The sequence below is a fragment of the Mesorhizobium sp. C277A genome, from assembly GCF_040324395.1.
Classification (GTDB): Bacteria; Pseudomonadota; Alphaproteobacteria; order Rhizobiales; family Rhizobiaceae; genus Mesorhizobium.
Genome location: NZ_JAMYVW010000002.1, coordinates 5,651,188 through 5,669,815, shown reverse-complemented (window position 1 = coordinate 5,669,815; position 18,628 = coordinate 5,651,188). Strand labels below are relative to the sequence as shown.

The following is an 18,628-nucleotide window of genomic DNA, read 5'->3' as shown; positions in this document are numbered from 1 at the left end:
TATGCAGTCGCGGGGTTTTGGGAGAGCATTGGGTATGCGTTACAATTGGGAGCGGGCGCCGACCGCGTTCGAACGTCATCGAAAAGCGTTGGCAGCCGCCATATTGATTGCCGGTGGCGTCGGGCTGATGCTGGCGGCCTTGCCGCTTTAAGACTGATATTCGACACGAACGCCCTGCTTTCTCCGGGCGCATGAGCTTTTTCTGCCTGCCACAAGACGGGCCGCGGCTTAGCGTGCCTGGCCGGTTACGGCGATGAAGCGGCGGTCGCGTCCTTCGAAGCCCTGGCTGAAGCACTGCACCAGCACGGCCAGTACCGCCGGCCTGCCGGGCGGGGCGTATTCGTAGGATTCCGACAGGCTGTAGGAGGTCGGGCAGTTGCGCGAGCCCGGCACAGCCTTGTCCTCGTGCAATACCTTGAACGGCTTGCCGTCCTGCCCCTGCAGCGACAGGCGGAAGCCGCGCGCCTTGCCCGTCTTGTCCCCTTGAAGTGTCTTGTCGCCCTGAAGTGTCTTGTCGCCCGGAAGAACTTGGTCGCTTGGCTTGGCGTCATCGAAGCTTGCCAAGCAATCCTCCTTGCTGTCGGCAAGGATCTCATCGAGCTGGATGGTCGAAATCGGTGTTTCGCCATAGAACGGCGACAGCCATTTCTGCGCGGCCTGCTCGAGGCGGGGGATGTCGTTGTACTCGACCGTGTCGTCCGGGAAGGTGAACCTGTCGGAGGCCGTGCGCGTGCCGCGCTCGGCGATGCCGTATTTGGCCAGGATTGGCGCGGCCTGCTTTGCGGCCTGCGCCCGTGCCTGCTCCACCGTCGTGGTCGCCTCTTCCGATTCATCGAGGACAAGGATCGGCTTGCCGCCGACGAACTCGTCTGTGCTTGTGTCGATGATGTCGATCTGCGACCAGCCGGAAACGGCAGCGTCGAGCTCGCCATATTGCTCGAAGGCGAAATATTTGCCGTCGGGGGAAAAGCCGATGATGCGCCGCGCGGCGGCATCGCCGGCCTGGGCGGCGGAAACGATCGTCAACAGCAGCGCTGCTCCAACGGCAGATCCAACCCCGTATCGTACCGTCATTGCGCGCCCTGCCCCGATTTCAAACCCGGCCATGGTGCCTGCAATTTATGGACAAGGCGAGATCGGCCAAGCGCCAAATTTCGGGAAAGACATGGCATTTGGGGAAAGACGTGGCCGGGAAAACCCGCATAGGCTATTGCAACATAGAGAGTTTTCCCGAGGAGGGATGAATGGCGTCACGCTACCACGAGGTCTATGACGGCTGGAAACGCGACCCGGAACAATTCTGGGCCGCTGCCGCCGAGGCGATCGACTGGTATTCGCCGTGGACCAGCGTCTTCGATGCCAAGGCGGGCGTTTACGGGCGCTGGTTCAACGGCGCCACCTGCAACACCTGCTTCAACGCTCTCGATCGCCATGTCGCAGGCGGCCGCGCCGACCAGATCGCACTTATCTACGACAGCGCGATCACCGGCACGGTCAAGAAATTCACCTATGCCGAATTGAAGCGCGAAGTGGTAGCGCTGACTTCGGTGCTCAAGAACCGCGGCATTCGCAAAGGCGACCGCGTCATCATCTACATGCCGATGGTGGCCGAAGCGACGATCGCGATGCTTGCCTGTGCCCGCATCGGCGCGGTGCATTCGGTGGTGTTCGGCGGCTTTGCCTCGCACGAGCTCGCCACCCGCATCGACGACGCTAAGCCGAAGCTGGTCATCTCCGCGTCCTGCGGCCTGGAGCCTGGACGTGTCGTGGCCTACAAGCCGCTGCTCGACAAGGCGATCGAAATGTCCCGCCACAAGCCGGACGCCTGCCTGATCCTGCAGCGCGACCAGCTGCGCTGCGATCTGAGGGAGCATTACGATATCGATTTTGCCGACGCCGTTGCCCGCGAGCGGGCGGCGGGCGCCAACGTCGATTGCGTTCCGGTACTGGCTACAGACCCGCTCTACATCATCTATACCTCCGGCACGACCGGCCAGCCGAAGGGCATCGTGCGCGACAATGGCGGCCACATGGTCGCGCTCAAATGGACGATGGAAAACGAGTTCGGCGTCAGACCGGGCGAAGTATTCTGGGCGGCCTCCGATGTCGGCTGGGTGGTCGGCCATTCCTACATCGTTTACGGACCGCTGCTGCATGGTGCGACAAGCGTGCTGTTCGAGGGCAAGCCGATCGGCACACCCGACGCCGGCACCTATTGGCGGGTGATCGCCGAACACGGCGTTGTCGCGCTGTTCACCGCGCCGACAGCCTTTCGCGCCATCAAGGGGCAGGACCCCAAGGGCGAATTCGTGCCGAAATACGATCTGTCGAAATTCCGCACTCTGTTCCTGGCCGGCGAACGCGCAGACCCGGAAACCATCAAATGGGCGGAGCAGAAACTCAACGTGCCGGTGGTCGATCATTGGTGGCAGACCGAGACCGGCTCGCCGATGACCATCAACCCGGCAGGCCTCGGCCTGCTGCCGGTGAAATACGGCTCGCCCGGCGTGCCGATGCCGGGCTACGACATTCGCGTGCTCGACGATGCCGGCCATGAAGTGCCGCGCGGCACGCTTGGCAATGTGGTGGTGAAACTGCCGCTGCCGGCCGGCTGCCTGCCGACGCTGTGGAATGCCGACGAGCGTTTCCGGCAGGCCTATCTCGAGGAGTTTCCCGGCTTCTACAAGACGGCCGATGCCGGCATGATCGACGAAGACGGCTACCTCTATGTCATGGCGCGCACAGACGACATCATCAATGTCGCCGGACACCGGCTGTCGACCGGGGCCATGGAGGAGGTGCTTTCAGCGCATTCCGATGTTGCCGAATGCGCCGTCATCGGCGTCGCTGACGCTATGAAGGGCCAGGTCCCGCTCGGCTTCGTCGTGCTCAATGCCGGTGTGTCGCGCGATACCGCTGCCATCGAACGCGAAGTGGTGGGGCTGGTGCGCGAACGGATCGGCCCGGTCGCCGCCTTCAAGACGGTGGTGACGATCAAGCGCCTGCCGAAGACGCGCTCCGGCAAGATCCTGCGCGGCACCATGCAGAAGATTGCCGACAAGGAAGAATGGACGATGCCGGCGACAATCGACGATCCCGCCATTCTTGACGAGATCACCGCGGCGCTCAAAGCCCGCGGCATCGGGGTCTGACGGCCCCAGTGGCGTTGTTTCAGCGGTCCAGACCTCCCCGGCCGGCGCCGCGCGAGCGCCTGGAAATGGATATGAACGACGCCGTCGTCTACGCGATCGGCGACGTGCATGGCTGCTACAAGGAATTGCTGTCGCTGGAGCAGAATATCCAGCTCGACGCGCTGCAATTTCGCGGCCGCAAGATTATCGTCATGCTCGGCGACTATATCGATCGCGGGCCGCAATCGGCGCGCGTGCTCGACCATCTCTTGGCGCTGCCGCCAACAGGGTTCCTGCGCGTCTGCTTGGCGGGAAACCACGAGGTGGCGATGCTGAACTATCTCGACGGCTATCTGTCGCGGGACCGCTGGCTGGCGGTCGGCGGCCGCGAGACGCTGTTTTCCTATGGCGTCGATCCGGCGCGGCTTGCCAGCCTCTATGCATCAAGCGACGCGGTCGACCGGCGCGTGAAGGAAGTCATCCCGGCCAGCCATATCGATTTCCTGCGCAGCCTGCCGGTCTTGCTCTGTTCGGATAAATTCGTCTTCGTCCATGCCGGTATCAGGCCGGGTATCGACCTGGTCGCACAGGATGAGCAGGATCTGCTCAACATCCGCGACGAGTTCTTCAACGCCGCCCATCTGCTCGACCGCTTTGTGGTGCACGGGCACACGCCGGTCGATATTCCCAGGCTCGACGGGCGCCGGCTCGGCATCGACACCGGCGCGTTTCGAAGCGGCCGGCTGACAGCGCTCAGGATCGCCGGTAAATTCGGCAAGCTGATCTTTTCCTGACCTGCCGTGCTTCTTCGTTTGAGCGTGATCCTTTCCGAAAACCGGATCCGCTTTTCCGGATCACGCTCCTTTTCAGGATCGCGCTCCGTTCAGGCGGCGGTCTTGGCCCGCACGTCCGATTTCTCCAGATAGTAGGTCGAATAGCGGTCGAAGAACTTTTCCGAGCCGCCGAGCGAGCCGTATTTCGGCAGCTTCTTCAGATCGACCTTGTTGAGCACGGCGCCGACGACCTTGCTTGCGACGTAGGGTTCCTGCTCCAGCAGCGAGCGCACCATGGCGCGCGGGGTGCGGCCCCATTCGGCAACCAGCACGAAGCCATCGACCAGCGGCGCAAACGCCTTGGCGTCGACCACGGGGCCGAGCGGCGGCAGGTCGACGATGATGTACTCGAACGTCTCCTTGGCGTTGTCGATGAAGCGCCGCATGCCGGCCGACGACAGCAGCTCGCTGGTGTGCGAGAACTGGCCGCGCAGCACGGCCGGGATGATCGCCAGCTTGGTCTGGCGGTCGACCTTGCCGACCGACTGCCATGTCTGGCCGTTGACCACGGCCTCCATCAGCCCCTGCTCGGCCTCCATGCCGAGGTTGCGGCTGAGGCCAGGATTGCGCAGATCGGCGTCGATCAAAAGCGTCTTCGAGCCGTTGGCGGCCAGCAATCCGGCGAGATTGGCGGCGACCGTAGACTTGCCCTCGCCGGGCAGGACCGAGACCACGCCTATGACCCGGCTGCCTTGCCCTTCCATGACGACGTCGAAGGCGATCTTGGCGTTGCGCAGCGTTTCGGAGAACATCGATGCCGGCGCATCGACGCTGACCCGCATGCGCGCGCGTTTCTCGACCGCCGACAATGTGTTGGCGCCTTTGGCATCCGCCGCACCGTCGTCGGCGTCCTTGCCGAGCCTGCCGCCGATCATCGGCAAATAGCCGAGGAATTTGAGGCCGACGCGATCGCGAATGTCCTCGCCGGTCCTGAAGAAGCGCTCGTTGAACTCATTCAGGCCACCAAAGCCGGCGCCAAGCAGCACGCCAAGCACCAGCGACAGCGCCAGCACCCTGGAGGTGCGCGGGCTTGAGGCGGAAAGCGGCGTTGAGGCATCCGAGATGATGCGGACCTTGCCGACCGGGAAGGATTGCTGCTGCGAGGCCTCCTCGTAGCGGCTAAGGAAGGTCTGGTAGAGCGTGGTCAGCGCCTGCGCCTGCTGGTCGAGTTCGCGCAGTTTGACCTGGCTCTGGTTGTCGATGGAGCTCTTGCCGGCCGCGTCGGCGATCTTCTGCCTCAGTGAGGTCTCGCGTGAAAGCGCGACTTCATATTCGTTGCGATAACTTTCGGTCAGTTGCTTCAACTCGCCGAAAATCTGGGTCGACAGGTCGGCCTTTTCCTTGGCCAGCGCCACCGCCTGCGGATGGTCGGCGCCGAAATTGGCCGTCACGTCCTGCAGCCGCTTGGCCACTGTGAGATAGCGGGTCTTGAGCGTTGCAATGACGGAGCTTGCCGGCTGATCGCTGGAGATGGCGGAATCGTTGAAGGCATTGTCCGAGCCGCTTTCGACGATGGTCTTGTATTGCTGATAGCGGGCGCTGGCGCGCGCCGTATCGGCCTGCGCGACGATCAGTTGCGCGGTGAGATCGGCAATCTGCTTGTCGCTGATCAGCTGGCCGTCGCTGTTGGCGGCCAGACCATGCTCGGCCCTGAATTTCTCGACCGCCATAGCGGCCGCCTGTGAGTTCTGACGAAGCTCGGTCAGCCGGCCCTGCAGCCAGACCGCAGCGCGTTCGGTGGCGTCGAAGCTGGCGTTGAGCTGGTCGGCGAGATAGGCGTCGGCATAGGCCTTGGTGATGGCGGTGGCGAGCGCCGGATTGGTCGACTGGTAACCGATGGCGAGCACATAGGAGCGGCCGTTGCGCTGCGCCAGCACCTCGCTCTGCAGCTTCAGCACGGCATAGTCGTGGCGCGCCGTCTGCATCATGGCCTGGCGTGTCGCCTCATCGACGTTTTCCATGCCGGGAATCTGCTCGGCGGAACTTGAGCGGAAATAGCCGATCACGCCGCGCACGAAGCCGATGCCCTTGACCAGCGCCGATTGCGGCGGGTTCATGAACTCTGCGTTCTGGTCGAGTTTCAGCTTGTCGACCACCACCGAGGCCAGCCGCGCCGAGGTGATGATTTCGATCTGGCTGAGCAGGGCGGCGTCGGTCTGCATGGTGACGGAAGCAGCCGAGATGTCGTCGATGACCTTGTTCAGGCCTTCGTCGATCAGCACGCTGGCGACCGACATGTATTGCTTGGGCGTGGTCTGCAGATAGAGCAACCCCAGGAACAGGCCGATGATGGCGCAGACCGCCACCACCTTGACCTGACGCGCCGCCATGCCAAGCAGGCGCTCGACGTCGATGAAGTCTTCACCCTTTTCCTGATCGGGGTTGGGCAACGGCATCCTCTTGTCGAGAGGAAAGCTGGCATAATTCATCTTCGATCCAATTCTAGGTTACAGGCGCCGGAGCGAGACGGGGCACCTCGCCCGGAGCTGCGGAGATCGGGGGCAAGATATGCAACGCAAGCTTCATGCCATCTGGCGCCGGGCCTGAGCGGCCTGGCGTGCATGCACGAGCCGCGCCATCGTCCAAACGCATATGCCCTCGAAAGATGGGCATTATGCGGCCACTTCCTGACGCTCATGCGACCGCACGAACGCCTGCAGCATTTCCAGCACAGGTCCCTTCATGTCGTCGCGCGCCAGCGCGAAGGCGATGGTCGCCTCTATGAAGCCTTCCTTGGAGCCGCAGTCGAACATGCGGCCATCGAAAGGCTGGGCAAAGAAAGACTGGCTTTTCGCCAGCCGCACCATGGCATCGGTAAGCTGGATTTCGTTGCCGGCGCCGCGCTGCTGGTTGCCCAGCAGCGAGAAGATCTCGGGCTGCAGGATGTAGCGGCCGTTGATGTAATAGTTCGACGGCGCATTGGCCGGCGCCGGCTTTTCGACCATGGCCGTCACCTCGAAGCCGCTGCCTGTCTCGGCGCCGCGCCCGACGATGCCGTATTTGCTGGTCTCGCTGGGATCACAGCGCTCGACGGCGATCACATTGCCGCCGGTCTGCTGATAGAGATCGACTGTTTCAGCCAGGCAACCTCGGCGACCGAACGACACCATATCGGGGAGCAGCAGGGCGAAGGGCTCGTCGCCGATGACTTCGCGTGCGCACCACACCGCATGGCCGAGACCATGTGGCGACTGCTGGCGGATGAAGCTGGTGGCGCCGGCCACGGGCAGCATGCTTTCGAGCGCCTCCAGCTGGGTCTTCTTGCCGGTTTGTTCGAGCGTTCCAATCAGTTCGGGGTGCAGGTCGAAGTAGTCCTCGATGACAGCCTTGTTGCGGCCGGTGACGAACACGATGTGCTCGATGCCGGCTTCGAAGGCCTCGTCCACCGCATATTGGACGACCGGCCGGTCGACCACGGGCAGCATCTCCTTCGGAATCGACTTGGTTGCCGGCAGGAACCGTGTTCCAAGCCCCGCCACAGGGATGACTGCCTTCCTGATTTTCTTCATCGCAAATTCCTTCTGAGCAGATCGATTTCAGCCTGTTGCAGGCCACGAACAAACGTCTTCATGTACTCGCCCTCCTTACTCCGCGCCGACAGCAAACTGCGCCGCCACCCTTTTGAGGCGGACGGCGATCGGCATCGACATGTGCCTGACAGCCGCCGGATCACTTAGCGCGGTGCGTATCGCTTTCAACGGCGAACGCGCCTTGATGTGCTGGACCAGCGACAGGAACGATGCCGCCTTGCGCAGGCTGCGGGCGCGTTTGGCGAAGGCGGCCGCAGCAGCAGCGTCCATGGAATTGGTCTCGGCGAAGACCGCGTCGGCCTTGCGCATCGCCTCGATATGGTGAAGCTCGAGCACGCGCGAGATCGAGCCCGTGCGGATGTGGTAGATATAGCCGGTCGTCGGCTCGACGACGCATTTTCCGCCCTTGGCCAGCGCGTTGGCGAGCAGGATGTAATCCTCGCCTATGCTCAGACTTTCATCATAGCGCAGCCCGTTTTCGATCAGGAAACGGCGCTGGAAGATCGGCTTGAGATAGCCAAGGTTGAACGTGGATTCGAAAACGATGTTGCCAGCGATGTAGTCGGCGAGCGTGATTTCACGCAGGCCCTCCAGATATTCGGCGGGAAACATCGTCGCTTCGGCAATGCCGTCCTCGCGCACCACCTGGAGGTTGTCGACGGCGATCACAGCGCCCGCGCTTTCGGCCCGCGCGATCATGGCAGAAAGCCGCCCGGGCAGGACGGCATCGTCGGAATCGAGCACCGCGACCCAGCGGCCGGAAGCCAGTTCGAGCCCGGCATTCCTGGCGCCGCCAGGGCCACGATTTGCCGGCAGCGCAACCACTTTGACGACATCTTTTGGATAGGCTCTTGCGACGTCGAGCGTGTTGTCGCGCGACTGGTCATCGGCGACGATGATTTCGACGCTGACATCGCGCTGGGCCATGGCGCTTGCGATCGCCCGGTCGAGCGTGGCCGCGGCATTGTAGGCTGCGATGACAAAGGAGACGTCAGGCTGCACGCTTGCCTCCTTGCTGCGGGGAAGACAGTCCGTATTGGCGAATTTCGCTGATACCGACCAGGCCGCTGACGACGCCGACATGCATGATGCCGCGCAGCACGCTGCGGTTGCGGCGGACCGGGCTAATCGCGGTCAACGCCGCCATGCCGAAGCAATAGACGGCCTTGGCCGAGGCAAGGCCGACAGCCTTCGCACGCTCTATCACGCCTGCGTCATGGCCGATGAGGTGGCCGTGCGTCTGGCCGAAGCGGAAGCGGCGGCGGCGCAGCCAGTCGAAAGCGGCTCGCGAACGCGGCACGACTTCCTCGACCCACGCCTCCGGCGCAAAGGCGATGCGACCGCCTGCCTTGACCATGCGGTTGAAGAATTCGGTGTCCTCGCCGCCGCTCTGGCCGCGCGCCAGACTGAAACGACGGTCGCGCAAGCTGTCGGCGCTCATCCTCAAAAGGACGTTGCAGGTGTAGCCGGTGCGGATTTCGCCCTGCACCCAGACCGGCAAGGTCGAATGGAAATCGCCCTTGCGCATCCAGTCCGGCGCATCCGGGCGGTAGAGCGCCCGCACCGGACCGAGCACGGCCTCGGCGCCGCTTGTCTCCGCGATAGCAATCAGTTCGGCCAGCCATTGCCGGGAAGCGGTTTCATCGTCGTCGATGAAGGCGACAAAATCGGCCGTGCTGGCATCAAGACAGGCGTTGCGGGCAACCGAGATGTTGCGCGCCGGAGCGTGCCGGTAGCGGGCCACGAGCTTCAATTCGCTCGCCAGCGCGGTCACCAGCGGCTCGGCGGTCGGCTCGTCGTCATTGTCGGCGACGATGACGCCGATGCCGAAACCGGCAGGCATATCCATGGCAGCGAGCGACCGCAGCGTGTCGGCCAGTTCCGGCCGCCGGAACGTGCAGACGCAGATGTCGATTCGGCGGCTGTCGGCGACCATCATGCCACCCCGCGCTGCGATCGCGAGCCGAGCAGTTGCAGCCAAAACCCGAGCGACCAGCCGAAATGCATGACCATCGCCGAAATGCCCGCCAGCACATTGTTGGGATTGCGCTGGCTGATGGCGGTCACAGCGCCGTAGCCCAGACAGACCGAAGTCCAGACCAGCAGCGGCACCGCCGCCAGCCAGTGGATAAAGGAAAATACCGCGAGAAGGACGACCGGCGCCACCAGCAGCGGGATCATCTGCCGAACTTTCGGGATCATACGGTGCTTGAGCACATTCTTGGCGCGGCCGCGGCCATAGCCGAGATATTGGAAATACAGGCCCTTCAGCGACGAACGCGGATAGTAGACCATCTGCGTCTTGCCGCTCATCCAGATGCGGTAGCCAGCCTGGCGCAGCCGGTAGTCGAGTTCGGCATCCTCATTGTGGCTGAAGCTCTCGTCATAGCCGCCGACCGCGGTGAAGGCCGAAATCCGGATCAGCGCGTGATGGCCGTGGTCGACCCATTCGCCGGCCGAGAGGTGCCGGTGCTTGGAGCCGCCGGTGCCGAGCTTGGAATTCTGCGCCGCCGCGACCGCTTTCTGCACCGCGCCGCTGCCGCTGGTCAGCATCGAGACGACGACCGAATCGGCTGAAGTGGCGAGCGCCTCCTCGACCAGCCGGTCGCAATAATCGGCGGGATAGCCGCCATGGGCATCAATGCGGATCAGGTATTCGGCGCCGTCACCGAGGCTGGCGACGGCGAGATTGATCGCCGCGCTCTGGATACGTTTTGGGTTGTGCAGGAGGACGACCTGAGGGTCCTTGGCCGCAACCGCTTCGACAATGGCCAAAGTACCATCGGTGCTGCCGCCATCGGCAACGACGATGCGGGCGCCGAGCCTTAGCGCTGCCGGCCTGAGCTGCTCGAGCAACGCGCCGATATGGGCTGCCTCATTCAGGCACGGAATGACGATCAGGCTTGGCGGCAGCGCTTCGGTTTGCGTCATCGGCGCCTTCCCATGCTCTGTATTTTTCCCATCATCAGCCATCGCTAAGCCAGCGCTTCGGTGACGAAGGGACCGGGGACCGCCGCCAGACCGCGCAGCCTGTCGACAAAGGCGCGGCAGTCGCTGCGGTCGTAGCTCCAGGTTCGTGGGTTGCGGGCCAGCACACGCGCCTTGGCCTTGCCGAAGTGCTCCTGGTCCATGCGGCCGAGCGCGGTTTCCAGGATTTCGGGCGTGGCATCGGAAAGCAGGACGCCAATGTCCTGCTGGTCGAGAAAGCGCCCGGTCTCGGTATTGCCCATCGAGATCGGCACGGCGCCGAAGCGGCAGCCCTCATAGAGGCGGTTGGGCAGCAGCCATTCCGAATTCTGCCCTTCCTCGAAGAAATCGATCGCCCAGGAAAAATGCACTTCGCCGTAGATCGCGGCCATGTCTTCCGGGTTGCGGTAGGGGCCACGAAAGGAGAGATAGGGTTCGGCCTCGACAAAAGCGTGGAAATCCGGGAATTCCGAGAGTGCCGGACGGCCCCGGAGGACGACCTCGAAGCGCCCGCCCTGACGGCGCGTGAAGTCGGCCAGCAGCTCCAGCGAGCGGCGGCAGCGCAGCGCGCCGAACCAGCCGATGCGCCACGGGGGTGCTGCAGGGTTTTCGGCCTTTGACCTGTCATCCAAGGCGATCGGCGCGGTTTCGAAGTATTTGTTTTCGACCAGTTCCACCGGTGCGGCGACCTGCCCGAACGGCTTGAAATAATTGGCGATGAAGGCCGGTGAGCTCGTCACCAGAAGCTTCACGTCGCGGGCGAGATAACGCTCCGCTGTGCGCAGTGCTTTGCCCAGCATGTCATTGCGCAGCACCAGGCGATGGATGTCGAGGCATTCGTAGACGATCGGCACGCCGCCGCGAAAGGCGGCCTTGGCGCGCCTGGCCAGCGCCAGCATTTCCAGATTGCGCGCGATGATGAGGTCGGGCTTCGGCATCGCCGCAAGCTTCGAGCCTATCGACAGCGCCGCCTTGGCGACCGCCGCCAGACGCTGGCCGAATCGGCCGTCACGCGTCGCGCCGAGGTCGACCGGCTGCAGCCCCTCGACGTCGGGAACAGCATTTGTGGTCCGACGGAAGCCGGCCAACGTGACCCGCGCGCCGCCTGCCTTGAGCATTATGATCCGCCGGCGCACCGCCGGGTCGGAAACATCGTGCACAAGGTACAAGACATGCAGCATGAAAACTCGACCGCTGTTGGCCCACCCAGGGGAATGCTAACCCAGCTTTTGCTGCATCGCAACATTTTTGGTGCGCCGTAGCATAAGTGCACGTTTTTTGTTGCACTGCAAAATTGATGCGTTACCCTCCGTCGGGCTTGAGCGCCGCTCTGGCTGGTCACCCAGCCCGATGCAGCGATGGATTGTGACGCGAGCCGCATCGGGATCGTCCTGGCGTGGGTATTTTCGGTCACCATGCCCGTCCTAGGCACCGCAGGCCACGCCGCGGAATCTGCTGACGAAATGAGGTATCCCATGAAGATCGTCGTTGAAAACACAGTCTGCCTGAATACCGGGGATGCGGCGATTCTGCTGGCGATCCGCCACATTCTCAAGACGATCGTGCAAGGCGACGTGCGGTTTGCCGTCTTCGACAGCCAGCCCGAGGTTGCGGAACGACTCTATCCGAAGACGGATTATCCCGACCTCGAATTTCATAAGCTGCTGTCGGAATCCCTGTTCCGATACAAGAATGGCAGCGGGCTGAGGGACCGGTTCAAGCCGATCTACAATCGGCTCGTTCTCCAGGCCCTGCGCTGGTTTGGCAGCAGCGCGCTAGGCAATTTTTTCAGCCATCGCGACCGGCGCGGTCTCGATATCTACGCCGACGCGGACATGGTGGTCACCACAGGGGGAACCTATCTCGTCGAGAACTACAATCTCGAACGACGCCTCAATCAGTTCAGGCTCGATGCCGTATTTGGCAAAGATCCGGTCTTCTTCACGCAATCCCTCGGTCCGTTCGACAAAAGTTACAACCGCCAGGAGCTCGGCCCGATCTTTGACCGCAGTCCGCTCATCCTGTTGCGCGACGAACGGTCGCGGACCCATATCCGGGACTTGGTGAAGGATCTCGGCAAGTGCCACGTGGTGGCCGATGCCGTATTCGCCTTGGCCGATACCGACAGGATCGGCAAGCGTCTCGCTTCCAGCCAGCCGCCGGCGTCGACGGGCCGCGTCGCTATTTCGGTCCGCCACTGGAACTACGTCAGCGACGGTGAGGGCGGCATGCGCCGCTATCTGGATTCGGTCCGCGAGATCGCCACAATTCTTGTCAGGGACCTTGGCAAGGAGGTGACCTTCGTCTCCACGTGTCAGGGTGTGCCGGAATATGCCCATGACGATTCCAAGACCGCGCAGGCCATCGTTGCCGAGCTCGATCCTGAGATCGCCAGCCACGTGACGGTGGACGCTTCGTTCCACACGCCGGACCAGTTGATGGCGCTGGTGAAGGGCTTCGACTTCGTCGTCGCGACGCGCATGCATATGATGATCATGTCGCTTTGCGTCGGCACGCCGGTGCTGCCGATCGCCTACGAGTTCAAAACCAAGGAAGTGGCCAAGCGAATCGGTGTCGACGATGTGCTGCTCGACATCGACACCGTGACGCCCGAAGAGGCGCGCGAAAAGCTCGGCCGGTTTGCGGGAAATCTCGACCGCTATCGCAAGACAAGCCTTCAGGCCGTGCTCGAAGAACATGCTTCGGCAATGTCGGCCACAAACCTGCTGGCGCCGCTGATCGCCGGCCGCTCAGCGGATATTGCGCGCGGCGTTGGACAGGGTGGTGAACAAGGCGCGTCGCGACTGCGGGACGGCAAGCATGAAAACGAGACCGATGCCGTAGTTGAGGGCAAGCGCCAAAAAGACCGCGAGCAGGTCTGACTGGCCCGTTAGAGACGCCGGCAACCACAGGTACAGGAACCAGGCAAGCAGGGACGAGGCGATGAAAAGCCCCTGCATGAGCAGGAAGTCGGCGGCGGTCACCGGACCGACGCGATGGACCAGTAGCGCCAGCACGGGAACGCGCAGCACGTAACCGCTGATGGCATAGGCCGCGGCAACGCCGACGGCGCCCCAGTGCAGGCCGACGACGAAGGCAGCGACGGTCGTCAGCGACGAATAGATGCCCCAATGGAACATGGTCTTCGTCTTGCCCTGACAGATGAATATCCATCCCGTCGTGCTTGAAACGGACTGGACCAGGCTGGCGATGCCCAGCCAGGCAAAGATCGGTGCGACCGGTGCCCAGCCCGCGCCGAAGAGAAGTCCGACGATCTGATTAGAGGTCAGCGTCAGCGCCGCGATGCCCGGCATGGTAACGGCCGCCAGCATCCAGTTGGTGCGCACATAGATATCGCGAAAGCGGGCCTTGTCATCGTGAATGCGGCTGAGCAGCGGCACCATGACCCGTGTCAGCGGCTGGTTGATGTTCTGCAGCGGGAACAACAGGAGCTTGTAGGCGCGGTCGTAATAGCCGAGTTCGATCGCACCGGAATATTTTCCGATGAGAATGTTGTCGAGATTGCGCGAGAAGAAGTTGGCGAGGTTGAAGCCGGTCAGGTTGGCGCCGAACGACAATATATCGGCATCGACCTTCAGGTCCGGCCGCAAAGGCGTCCAACGCGCCACCAGCCAGGCGGCAGCCAGGGCGATAGCTGCCGAAACCGCCGGGCCGATGACCAGCGACCAGTAGCCCAACCCCGCATAGGCCGCGATTGCGGCGGCCAGAAGTCCGGCGGCGGCGCTTATCACGTCGTTCAGTGCGAGCTGGCCGAACTGCAGGTGCCGGTTCATCAACGCCAGCGGCACTGCGGCGAGACTGCCGAGAAGCAGCGGCAGGGCGGAGCCAAGGGTGATGCCGGACATACGTTGATCGCCATAGAACGCGGCGATGGCAGGCGCCAGGCCGGCCACTACCACGGCACTACCCAGCCCGACGAGCGCGCTGATCCAGAACACCTGGTTGAGCTGCTGGTTGCTGATGTCCTTGCGCTGAACCACAGCCTGCTGCAGGCCCAGATTCTGAAGCAGCCCGACGAAGGCCACGATCGGCCCGACGGAAGCCACCAGACCGAAATCCTCGGGGACGAGCAGACGGGCCAGCACGATGACGGAGAGAAACTGGATCGCCATCTTGAAGCCCTGGGCGCCGATGGTTACCAGCCCGCCGCGCAGGGCGACACGACCGAACTGGGGGGGCGGATTGGCGTTCATGCAAGCGACCTCGTTTCGCCAAGCCGCATGGCGATTTCCACGAAATGTTGGTTCAGCAGATCGGAGTTGAACTCGGCCTCGATCTTCTTGCGCGCCGCGAGAGCGATCTCTTCACACGGCTTCGGATTCTCGGCGATCCAGGCAAGCTTTCCGGTCAGCGCCGCAACGTCCCGCTCAGCCACGAGAAAACCCGTCTTGTGATCGTCGATCAGTTCAGGGATCCCGGAATGATATGTGCTGACCACCGTCAGGCCGGCGGCCATCGCTTCCATCAGCGAAACCGGAATGCCTTCCAGATCGCCATCGCGGGCGCCGACGCTGGGCAGCAGGAACACATGCGCATCGCGCAGACGCTGTTTGACTTCGCTGTGCGGCCGGGGCCCAAGAAAATTCACCCTGTCGGCAATGCCGAGCTCTGCGGCGATCCCCTTCAGCTCCTCGAGAAGTTCTCCGCCGCCGATCACCGAGTAGATCCAGTCTCGCCGCGGCAGGCCAGCAAGCGCGCGAAGCGCATATTCGATGCCCTTCTTTTCAGTCAGGCGGCAGACCGAGATGAAAGAGAGCGTAGCCTGCTCCCATGAACGCCACCGATAGTCGATGTCACTCGGCCGCACCCCCATATGGTGAACCACAACCTGCTCCGGCGATGCACCGACCTCAATCAAGGCATCGCGGAAAAACGCATTCACCGGCAGTTGAAGAACGCCCTTTTCGAACACAATCTTGTAGCGCGCGAGCGTATTGTCATGCAGCGGTTCGCCGACATCACGGCCGTGAAATATCGTCACCAGGGGAGCGGAAATCCTCCCGCGCTTGATGGCGCGGGCCACGCGCATGCCGTTGTTGCCGAAATGGGCAACGATGACGTCGGCGCCCTGCAGTTTTCGCGCATGAGCAATGTCGATGGCGGTCGAGAGCTTGTCCCAGAACCTGCCGGACCACTTCCTGAGCAGCGGGCGATAGCGACCCAGGCCACCCCACCAGCATACGACCTTTCCTGGCAGCGCCTGCCAGCGCGGATCATCGATGTTGCTGTCCCTGCCGAAGGACGTCTCGTTGCAGACGACGCCGACTTCCATGCCGCGCTCAAGGCATCCGGCTATCTGGTCGAGAACAAAGGTTTCGGACAATGAGGGGAACTTGTCGACTACGAAGCAAATCTTCATCGGCAGGATGCGCTCGTGCGGAGAGCCGGTGTGCCCTTGACAAAAGCCGGGCCGAAAACAGGGTGCCGGAGGCACAAGACATGCAGCATGGAACTCTACCGCTGTTGGCCCACCCGCAGGGACGTTAGTATAGGTCTTGCTGCACTGCAACATTTTTGGTGCAGTGTAGCAAGATTTCCCTCGGCTTGGCGTGTCTGCCGATCAAACGCAGAGCAGCAGTGTCAGCCGGCAGATGAAGGATCCGCCAAGCCCTCGGAAACCCCGACATGACCGGCAGGTTCATGCGCAGGGCTCGATGTGGCCAGTTGGGTAACGATCTGCGCAAAACGTTCATTCAGAACATCTGCGTTGAAGTCGTCCTCGACTTTGCGGCGTGCGGCAAGCGCGATACGCTCGCATTCGGTCGGGTGCTCCCCGGCCCAGGCAAGTTTGCCGGCAAGCGCTGAGATATCTCGCTCGGGCGCAAGCAACCCCGTCTCCCCATCCTTGATGAGCTCCGGGATTCCCGAATGATACGTGCTGACCGCAATCAATCCGGCGGCCATGGCCTCCATGAGCGCGACCGGAATGCCTTCCATATCCCCGTCGCTGGCAGTGATACTTGGCAGCAAAAAGAGATGCGCCATGCGAAGCAGTCTTTTCACCTCCGCGTGAGGGAGGCTGCCGAGGAACGTTACGCGACCAGCCAAGCCCAGCTCTACGGCCAGCTTCTCCAGATTCATCCGCAGAGGACCGTCGCCAACAATGTCGTAACGCCAGTCTAGCTGCGGCTGGGAGGCGTTGAGGGAGGCCAAGGCTCGCAAGGCGAACTCGACGCCTTTCTTTTCGACCAGGCGGCAAACCGTCGTCACGACCAGTTGGGTGCCTTCCCACGATTCCCAGCGATAGCCGATTTCGCGGGCGTCAATTCCCATATGGTGGACCGTCGTGCTCGCCTGCGACAGGCCGGCTTCCAGCAGCATCGTGCGGAAGTAATCGTTGACGGGCAGGTTCAGGGTCCCATGCTTGATCAGCCCGGCATATTGTGTCGCGAGCACTGCCTGCCGCGCCGGGATCGCCACGTCCGCGCCGTGAAAGATGGTTATGATCGGTGGCTTGAGCACCTTCCATTTCTTCAGTGCGGCTGCTCTCTCGCCGTTCTGTCCGAAGTGGGCGACAATCACGTCGCAGCGGTTCAGGCGGCGTGCAAAGGCGATGTCGAGAACGGTCGAGGCCTTGTATCGCAGACGCGGCGGCAGACGCTGTACAAATTTGCTGATTCCAGCGGCCCATCGCCACCAATGTCGGGTTCTAGCGAGCAGCGTCGCCATCGGCTCGCTTTGCCGGTCAATTCGGTGGTCACCTTGCATCCTTTCGCAGACGACTTCGACCTGAAAGCCCCGCGCCAGCAGCCCAGCCATCTGGTCCACGACGAAGGTTTCCGAAAGCAGAGGGAATTCGCCGACGACAAAGCCCACGCGCATGACCCGCCCATAAGGTTGGGGCTTGCTCTGACCCTCAAGCGGTCCATATCGCACAAGCCCTAATGTAGACAGGCAGAATACACGTTAATTGCTGCAGTGCCACAAAATATTGCACTGCAGCAATTAAAAGTGATCCGGACGGATAGGCGCACGACGCCTGGACCTGGCTCACGGGAACTTTGCGCGACCACGGTCGTGCAGCGTCTCAGCTGAACTGCAACACGACGCGTTTAGGCTGCGCGCTCCAAACCGACACGTCTCGCGCGGTCGAGAACGCCCATGAACGTTGCGAACTGGCTGTCGGGGTTCATTTGCCGCCGCTCCGAAAACTGACGTGCTGTCGCTGACAGCCGCTTGTACTCGGCCTCGTCGCTCCACAGCCGCCTGACCGTTGCGACCCAGTCGGCGAGCGGTGCGTCGTAGTCCAGTACCACGCCGCCGGCGCCGATCGCTTCCGGCAGACCGCCGCGCCGCGAGCCGACCACGGGAATGCCACTACAATGCGCTTCCGAGGCCACCCGGCCCCAGGCTTCTTCCCATTTGCTGGGCGCAAGCAGGATTTTCGTGCGGCCGTAGACCGTCTTCATGTCGCTGGTGCGGCTTTCAAGCTTGACGTTCTGGAGGGGAGAGATTGTTGCTTCGATCCGGGCTCGATGATCGTCGTCGAGCTTCCAGCTTTCGACGAACAGGAACGGGATCTCGGGACAGCCGGCGGCAATGCGCACCGCAAGATCGAAGCCTTTTTCCTCATACGGATTGATGAGCGTGACAAATTCACCGGTCGTCGGTGTGCTGTAGAACGCGGGATTGATGGTCGGCGGAATAACCGTCGAATCGATATCGAATTTTGCCTTATAGGCGCGCGCGGTGAACTCGGAGTTGGCGATATAGACCGCCGAATGGAGATCACGCAGATCGCCGGCCAATTCGTCGAATTCGACATTCCTCAGATAGACGGTCAGCGGCACGCCAAGCCTCTGCAGCTCTCTGCCGATCGGCACCGAATTGTGGCACTGCACGACCGCGACATCCGGCCTCAACTTTTTGACGGCGAAGCCGGCCGCTTCCCAGGGAAACCACGCCCGTACAACCGGATAGCCCGGGAAATTGTCGATGACCGCGCGCTGACGAAGGAGCTTCATCTTGGCGCGCGCCCTGAAGCCGAACATGCCGTCGCCGAACAGCGCTGCCAGAACGGATGCCTCGTGACCGTTTTCGCGCAATTGCTCGACCAGGTGGTGGGTGCTCGACTGGACGCCCCCGCTGAATTGCGGCGTGTAGCCGGTGCCGCCTGCAAACAGAACTTTCATGAACCTGGCTCCGC

Annotated in this window: 13 protein-coding genes and 1 pseudogene; 3 read left to right on the top strand and 11 right to left on the bottom strand. The window is 62.5% G+C overall.

Annotated elements, in window-relative coordinates; genetic code table 11:
* Positions 1-228: 228 nt before the first annotated feature.
* Positions 229-1,026 carry a DUF2259 domain-containing protein gene (locus NKK52_RS27925; protein ID WP_245263116.1) on the bottom strand — a complete coding sequence of 266 codons (798 nt, stop codon included), beginning with the start codon at positions 1,024-1,026 and terminating at the stop codon, positions 229-231.
* A 218-nt stretch (positions 1,027-1,244) separates the two neighbouring features.
* Here NKK52_RS27925 and NKK52_RS27920 point away from each other — a divergent pair, with 218 nt between their 5' ends.
* The gene (locus NKK52_RS27920) at positions 1,245-3,152 is read left to right on the top strand and encodes a propionyl-CoA synthetase (protein WP_023684216.1); all 1,908 of its coding nucleotides are present in this window, start codon (positions 1,245-1,247) and stop codon (positions 3,150-3,152) included.
* A gap of 71 nt (positions 3,153-3,223) precedes the next feature.
* Complete coding sequence (locus NKK52_RS27915) at positions 3,224-3,925, top strand: metallophosphoesterase family protein (RefSeq protein WP_348625723.1); 702 nt, start codon at positions 3,224-3,226, stop codon at positions 3,923-3,925.
* An 89-nt stretch (positions 3,926-4,014) separates the two neighbouring features.
* Here the strand turns inward: NKK52_RS27915 and NKK52_RS27910 are convergent, their stop codons facing one another.
* The 6 genes from NKK52_RS27910 to NKK52_RS27885 all read right to left on the bottom strand — a co-directional run bounded on the left by NKK52_RS27910 (position 4,015) and on the right by NKK52_RS27885 (position 11,642).
* Entirely contained in the window at positions 4,015-6,393 is a 2,379-nt protein-coding gene (locus NKK52_RS27910; protein ID WP_023684218.1) for a polysaccharide biosynthesis tyrosine autokinase, read from the bottom strand.
* Between the two features lie 183 nt (positions 6,394-6,576).
* A complete protein-coding gene (galU, locus tag NKK52_RS27905; RefSeq protein ID WP_023684219.1) occupies positions 6,577-7,473 on the bottom strand; it encodes a UTP--glucose-1-phosphate uridylyltransferase GalU in 897 nt (298 codons plus the stop codon).
* Positions 7,474-7,548: 75 nt separating this feature from the next.
* Positions 7,549-8,496, bottom strand: coding sequence for a glycosyltransferase family 2 protein (locus NKK52_RS27900; RefSeq protein ID WP_031196277.1), 948 nt, complete (start codon positions 8,494-8,496; stop codon positions 7,549-7,551).
* The gene (locus tag NKK52_RS27895; protein WP_023684220.1) at positions 8,486-9,433 is read right to left on the bottom strand and encodes a glycosyltransferase family 2 protein; all 948 of its coding nucleotides are present in this window, start codon (positions 9,431-9,433) and stop codon (positions 8,486-8,488) included. Before NKK52_RS27895 ends, NKK52_RS27900 begins: the two co-directional genes overlap by 11 nt.
* Complete coding sequence (locus tag NKK52_RS27890; RefSeq protein WP_023684221.1) at positions 9,430-10,425, bottom strand: glycosyltransferase family 2 protein; 996 nt, start codon at positions 10,423-10,425, stop codon at positions 9,430-9,432. Before NKK52_RS27890 ends, NKK52_RS27895 begins: the two co-directional genes overlap by 4 nt.
* Positions 10,426-10,469: 44 nt before the next feature.
* Entirely contained in the window at positions 10,470-11,642 is a 1,173-nt protein-coding gene (locus tag NKK52_RS27885) for a glycosyltransferase (RefSeq protein WP_023684222.1), read from the bottom strand.
* Between the two features lie 177 nt (positions 11,643-11,819).
* On the opposite strand from NKK52_RS27885, the pseudogene NKK52_RS27880 reads away from it, so the two are divergent.
* Positions 11,820-12,986, top strand: a pseudogene (locus NKK52_RS27880) (polysaccharide pyruvyl transferase family protein); the annotation flags it as partial.
* 225 nt (positions 12,987-13,211) lie between these two features.
* On the opposite strand, the gene NKK52_RS27875 reads toward NKK52_RS27880, so the two are convergent.
* The 4 genes from NKK52_RS27875 to NKK52_RS27860 form a co-directional block, all read right to left on the bottom strand.
* Positions 13,212-14,675: a lipopolysaccharide biosynthesis protein gene (locus tag NKK52_RS27875; RefSeq protein WP_023684224.1), complete on the bottom strand. Its 1,464-nt coding sequence runs from the start codon at positions 14,673-14,675 to the stop codon at positions 13,212-13,214.
* Positions 14,672-15,841 (bottom strand): glycosyltransferase, encoded by a 1,170-nt coding sequence (locus NKK52_RS27870; RefSeq protein ID WP_023684225.1) that lies wholly within the window; start codon positions 15,839-15,841, stop codon positions 14,672-14,674. Before NKK52_RS27870 ends, NKK52_RS27875 begins: the two co-directional genes overlap by 4 nt.
* Before the next feature lie 221 nt (positions 15,842-16,062).
* Positions 16,063-17,304 (bottom strand): glycosyltransferase, encoded by a 1,242-nt coding sequence (locus NKK52_RS27865; protein WP_023684226.1) that lies wholly within the window; start codon positions 17,302-17,304, stop codon positions 16,063-16,065.
* Positions 17,305-17,534: 230 nt separating this feature from the next.
* The gene (locus NKK52_RS27860) at positions 17,535-18,614 is read right to left on the bottom strand and encodes a glycosyltransferase (protein WP_023684227.1); all 1,080 of its coding nucleotides are present in this window, start codon (positions 18,612-18,614) and stop codon (positions 17,535-17,537) included.
* Positions 18,615-18,628 lie beyond the last annotated feature (14 nt).

Excerpts from the sequence above, each read along its gene's own strand:
- NKK52_RS27920 (WP_023684216.1), top strand. The coding sequence starts at position 1,245 with ATGGCGTCACGCTACCACGAGGTCTATGACGGCTGGAAACGCGACCCG.
- NKK52_RS27875 (WP_023684224.1), bottom strand. The coding sequence starts at position 14,675 with ATGAACGCCAATCCGCCCCCCCAGTTCGGTCGTGTCGCCCTGCGCGGC.
- NKK52_RS27895 (WP_023684220.1), bottom strand. The coding sequence starts at position 9,433 with ATGATGGTCGCCGACAGCCGCCGAATCGACATCTGCGTCTGCACGTTC.
- NKK52_RS27885 (WP_023684222.1), bottom strand. The coding sequence starts at position 11,642 with ATGCTGCATGTCTTGTACCTTGTGCACGATGTTTCCGACCCGGCGGTG.
- NKK52_RS27915 (WP_348625723.1), top strand. The coding sequence starts at position 3,224 with ATGAACGACGCCGTCGTCTACGCGATCGGCGACGTGCATGGCTGCTAC.
- galU (WP_023684219.1), bottom strand. The coding sequence starts at position 7,473 with ATGAAGAAAATCAGGAAGGCAGTCATCCCTGTGGCGGGGCTTGGAACA.
- NKK52_RS27865 (WP_023684226.1), bottom strand. The coding sequence starts at position 17,304 with ATGCGCGTGGGCTTTGTCGTCGGCGAATTCCCTCTGCTTTCGGAAACC.
- NKK52_RS27910 (WP_023684218.1), bottom strand. The coding sequence starts at position 6,393 with ATGAATTATGCCAGCTTTCCTCTCGACAAGAGGATGCCGTTGCCCAAC.
- NKK52_RS27890 (WP_023684221.1), bottom strand. The coding sequence starts at position 10,425 with ATGACGCAAACCGAAGCGCTGCCGCCAAGCCTGATCGTCATTCCGTGC.
- NKK52_RS27870 (WP_023684225.1), bottom strand. The coding sequence starts at position 15,841 with ATGAAGATTTGCTTCGTAGTCGACAAGTTCCCCTCATTGTCCGAAACC.
- NKK52_RS27860 (WP_023684227.1), bottom strand. The coding sequence starts at position 18,614 with ATGAAAGTTCTGTTTGCAGGCGGCACCGGCTACACGCCGCAATTCAGC.